The sequence below is a fragment of the Synechococcus sp. H60.2 genome (assembly GCF_047462315.1).
Classification (GTDB): Bacteria; Cyanobacteriota; Cyanobacteriia; order Thermostichales; family Thermostichaceae; genus Thermostichus.
Map to the genome: position 1 here is coordinate 1 of NZ_JANSIZ010000121.1, position 4,264 is coordinate 4,264.

Below are 4,264 nucleotides of genomic sequence, written 5' to 3' on the forward strand. Positions count from 1 at the left end.
GGTTGTTGGTTGCTGGGCGGGGGCTCTACAGGGCTCCGTTTCCGCGCATCGAGCTGCTGGAGCTGGAAACAGATCCGGTGGCCATTGACCCCTCTTTTTTCCGCGGGGCTCCTCTGCGGCTGGAGCGTCCTCTGCAGGCGGCGGTGCGGGTGGTGGTGCGGGAAGAAGACTTGAATGCTGCCCTCAACTCACCAGAGGTGCTGAGACAGTTTCAGGATATCCGAGCAGATCTGCCCTTTAGCGGGCGTAGGGACGAACCCCGCCGCTTCGATCTGCGCCAACCCCGGGTCGAGTTTTTGGCTCCTGACCGCCTTCGACTTTCTGCCCTCTTGGTGGAGCAGGAAGGCGGCAGTGAGCAAAAAGACTCCGTCCCGCTGACGCGAACGGTTGATGTGGTGTTCAACGCCGGGATCCGGGTGGAGGAGGGGCGCCGCTTGCAGCTTCAGGATCCGGAGTTTGTCATCGGCTCTGTGCGGGTTCCCGATGAGATCTCGGCAGCGTTTTTGGGCGGCCTTAACGAGGTGTTCGATCTGCAAGAGTTAGAAGATCTGGGGATCCTGGTGCGGGTGCTCAGCTTGGAGATAGGGTCTGACCAGTTGCAGGTGATCGGCTTTGTGCGGGTCGAGAGCTTGGAGACCCTGATGGGATCCCAGCGGGCCGCTCTTCCCTAGCAGGGATCCCCATCGCGGACAAATCTTCTCGAAGCGGGCCTCGTCCAGGTGGAAGAGAAGCCGCGCCTCCCCTTGGTTGTTGCAAATGGTTTTGGCTAGCGTAAAGCTGGAGCTCAGGGTGAGGCCGGTTCAAGCTGCCTGTGGCTGCTCCCGTGCCAGTTTTGGGCCTGTCCAGCCTGGGGATCCCCGGCAGAGTGGGCTTTTCTTCGCTACCCTAGAGCTAGGCAAGACAGGGGAATGGCAACGATGGATCACTACGGAGGGCGTACTGCACAGCTTGGCTCCGTCCGCTTGGGAGGACGGCGTCCTCGCCCCCGGCGCGGCCCGGCTCTGCAACTGGGGATCCTCGGCTTTTTGCTGGGGTTAGGGGTGATGGGGGGAGCTTGGTGGTACAGCATCGGGCCGCGGCAAACCCTTTCTCTGTATTGGCTGACCAGTGCTGACAATTCCATCTACTACGTGCAGCAGGAGCGCTCCCTGCGCGCCTTCGACGCCCAAGAGGCCATCCGCCTGGCCTTGGAGGAGCTGATTGCCGGTCCCCGGGATCCCCGCCTCGCCACCGCCATCCCCTCCCAGACGCGGCTGCTGAATGTGCGGGTGGAAGGCGACGATATTTTCCTCAACTTCTCTTCTGAATTCACGCAAGGGGGGGGATCCATGGCGATGATGAGCCGGATTGCGCAGGTGCTCTACACGGCCACCAGCCAGAACCCCGGCGCGCGGGTGTGGATCTCCGTCGAGGGGCGCGCCCTCGAGGTGTTGGGGGGGGAAGGGCTAATTATCGACCAACCCTTGACGCGGGCCTCGTTTGTCCCCAGCTTCCAGCTGCCGGCAGAGCCTGAGGCGGAGCCGTCAGCCGTATCAGCCTCTTGAAACCCTTGAGACAAAGATCATGAACTGGTTGCAGCGGGTGGGCAGCAGTTTTCTCCTGGCCGGTCAGGTGATCTTGCACCTGCTGCAAGGCCGTATTCATCGGCGCAACACCCTGGAGCAACTGGCGACAGTGGGGCTGGAGTCGCTGCTGATTGTTTTGATCACGGCGGTGGTGATCAGCGGCGTTTTCACCATTCAGTTGGCACGCGAGTTCATCAATTTCGGGGCCTCTTCCCTCATCGGCGGGGTTTTGGCCATTGCCCTGGCCCGCGAGCTGACGCCGGTGGTGACGGCGGTGATCCTGGCCGGACGGGTGGGATCCGCCTTTGCCGCCGAGCTGGGCACCATGAAAGTCACCGAGCAGATCGATGCTCTGCTGTTGTTGCGCACCGATCCAGTGGATTACCTGGTGATCCCGCGGGTAGTGGCTTCAGGGCTGATGCTGCCGGTGCTCACCATCCTCTCCCTGCTGACGGGTTTGGTGGGGGGGATGATCATCTGCGCTTCGGCTTACAACATTTCTTCCACGGTGTTTCTCACCTCGGCTCAGAATCTCCTGACCCCTTGGGACTTGCTCGTCTGTTGTTTGAAAGCGATGGTGTTCGGGGTTCTGATCGCCATTGTCGGTTCCAACTGGGGCCTTTCCACCAGCGGCGGCGCCAAGGGGGTGGGCCGCTCCACTACCGATGCTGTGGTGACAGCGTTGCTGGGGGTGTTTGTCACTAACTTTCTCATGTCCTGGCTGTTGTTTCAGGGCCCAGGTAGCGCCCTCAGCCGCGCCTTCTAGCCACTCAAAAGGGCAACGGTTCAGGGGAGATAGTGATGCAGAATCCCTACGCCCCATTCCTGAGATTTTCTTGGCCTGAGATCAGCCGGGCGCTCAGGATCTGATCCCCTAGCTTGATCTTGCGCAGCACCTCGGTGCCCTCGGTAACATAACCGAATACGGCATAGCGGCCATCCATGAGGTTGAGGCCGGCAGGGGTGAGATCCGGCTCGGCCATGAAGATGAAGAACTGAGAAGAGGCGCTGTTGGGCTCATCGGGATAGCGGGCCATGGCCACCGTTCCCTCAGCAGAAAAGGGCAGGGCCGGCTCTACATCCCACAGGCCCAGTTGATCAAAGGTCTGGCCGTAGCGGGGCATGACCTCGCCTTTGGCCCGGATCTCCATCGGGATGGTGCGAACCTTGCCGGTGGCCGGATCCACATAGCCGTCGGCAGGGCCTGGGGGATCCCCCGCTTGCACCAGGAAGAAGTTCTCCACCCGGTCAAAGGTCAGGCCATCGTAGAAGCCCCGCTGCACCAAGTCGGCGAAGTTGCCGGCAGTTATTGGAGCACTGTAGCCATCGAGGGTGATCACCATCCGCCCAGCGGTGGTGTTCAGCTCCACTTCCGCCCGGCCCAGGAGCTGCGGCTTGTCAGCGTATTCGGCAGGGATCGCGTAGGGAAAAGCCCCCACCCAGTGGTTTTCCAGGGATCCCAGCTCGTCTATGAGGCGGTCGTAGGCGGCGCGGGCCTCTTCCTTGCCCTTGGATTTGCGCTCCGTGGCCTGGCCGATGGTTTGCAACTCCTGGCGTAGAGCGGCAACTTCTCCAGGGGCGGCAGCAGCCTGCTCAGGGGGCAACTCCGCCAAGAGGGGATCCGTGTAGCGATCCAGAAGCCGCTCCACCTGGCGCACATCTCCCCGCACCGCCGACCAGCGGTTGTACTTCAAGTCGCTCTCAATTTTGGTGATGGCCTCATCGATTTCCCAGATCCGGCTGTCTTGGATGGGCAGCGCCCGCCGCAAGAGAGTACGCGGATCCGTAATGGCATCCCCTTGCGGCAGCGCCAGGGCCGGGATCCCACCCAGCCAAACCACCCACAGCAACACCGCAGCCAAGACAAGCCGGAGCGATTTTCTCCCCCACTCCCACCGATCGGTCTTGCCTCCAACTGGGGATCCCTGCTGGGCACGCTGCGCCATATCCTCACCTGTTGCCGACACTGCTTTTGCTCTCAGCCTGGCATTCTACCGTTGCTGGCGGCAAGCGTTGCTGCAAGAGAAGAGAATGCAAAGGTCAAACGGCCAAGGACCGGCTGCGTCCCCCTCCTACCTGGGAACGACGGCCTCAAAGCGGATGGCCCCGGCAGTGCCAGATCCCCCCACATTGACCACCACCACTCCGTTGGAGTTGGTGATGCCGCCGCAGGCCGCTGGCACCGCTTGTCCTGGTGGGATGAAAGCTCCCCCATCCCCATCAACCGCATCGCTCAGAGCCACTGGAGAGCCACCTGCCGGTGTCAAGGACAAGCTGCCTGCTACATAGCCAAGACCAGGGACGAGGGGATCGCACACCGTCAGCGTCGAGCTGGGCGAATCCAGCAGGAAGTAGATGGCAAACTGCACCCGGGCTCCTGGACGTACCGGCTGGTTGATGGCACCTTGCAGGAAGGTTGCTGCCCCGCCCGGCCAAGGGATCCCTGGGTTGTCGTTGGGATCTGTGGGCTCGTCGAAGAACTCACGGATGGGAAGGCCGTTGACGGCACTGATCCGCTTCACCAGCCGGATCCCTTCGCTTGGGGAAGGTGACGGACTAGGCGTCGGTGCTGGGGTTGGTGTCGGTGGTGGCTGGTGTACACGTGTTTGTCTGCCTACGATCTACTCTGTGTAGCTGTCGGTGGGCGCGGTATCATGTATAAATGTGTGGGGGGTGGGGGTGGGGTGTGTGGGTGGGGG

General features: G+C 62.0%; 5 protein-coding genes. 3 read left to right on the top strand and 2 right to left on the bottom strand.

The window, feature by feature from the left end; genetic code table 11:
• The 3 genes from NW845_RS12415 to NW845_RS12425 all read left to right on the top strand — a co-directional run.
• Window positions 1-671: DUF2993 domain-containing protein (locus tag NW845_RS12415; protein ID WP_414378750.1), on the top strand; the 671-nt coding region annotated here is incomplete at its 5' end.
• Between the two features lie 246 nt (window positions 672-917).
• Window positions 918-1,544 carry a GerMN domain-containing protein gene (locus tag NW845_RS12420; protein WP_414378751.1) on the top strand — a complete coding sequence of 209 codons (627 nt, stop codon included), beginning with the start codon at window positions 918-920 and terminating at the stop codon, window positions 1,542-1,544.
• Between the two features lie 16 nt (window positions 1,545-1,560).
• The gene (locus tag NW845_RS12425) at window positions 1,561-2,331 is read left to right on the top strand and encodes an MlaE family lipid ABC transporter permease subunit (RefSeq protein WP_414365599.1); all 771 of its coding nucleotides are present in this window, start codon (window positions 1,561-1,563) and stop codon (window positions 2,329-2,331) included.
• 46 nt (window positions 2,332-2,377) lie between these two features.
• Here NW845_RS12425 and NW845_RS12430 read toward each other — a convergent pair whose 3' ends face one another.
• Window positions 2,378-3,511, bottom strand: coding sequence for a peptidylprolyl isomerase (locus tag NW845_RS12430; protein ID WP_414378752.1), 1,134 nt, complete (start codon window positions 3,509-3,511; stop codon window positions 2,378-2,380).
• Window positions 3,512-3,637: 126 nt separating this feature from the next.
• Complete coding sequence (locus NW845_RS12435; RefSeq protein ID WP_414378753.1) at window positions 3,638-4,087, bottom strand: hypothetical protein; 450 nt, start codon at window positions 4,085-4,087, stop codon at window positions 3,638-3,640.
• Window positions 4,088-4,264 lie beyond the last annotated feature (177 nt).

Coding starts and splice junctions, on each gene's coding strand:
- NW845_RS12420 (WP_414378751.1), top strand. CDS start 918: ATGGATCACTACGGAGGGCGTACTGCACAGCTTGGCTCCGTCCGCTTG.
- NW845_RS12430 (WP_414378752.1), bottom strand. CDS start 3,511: ATGGCGCAGCGTGCCCAGCAGGGATCCCCAGTTGGAGGCAAGACCGAT.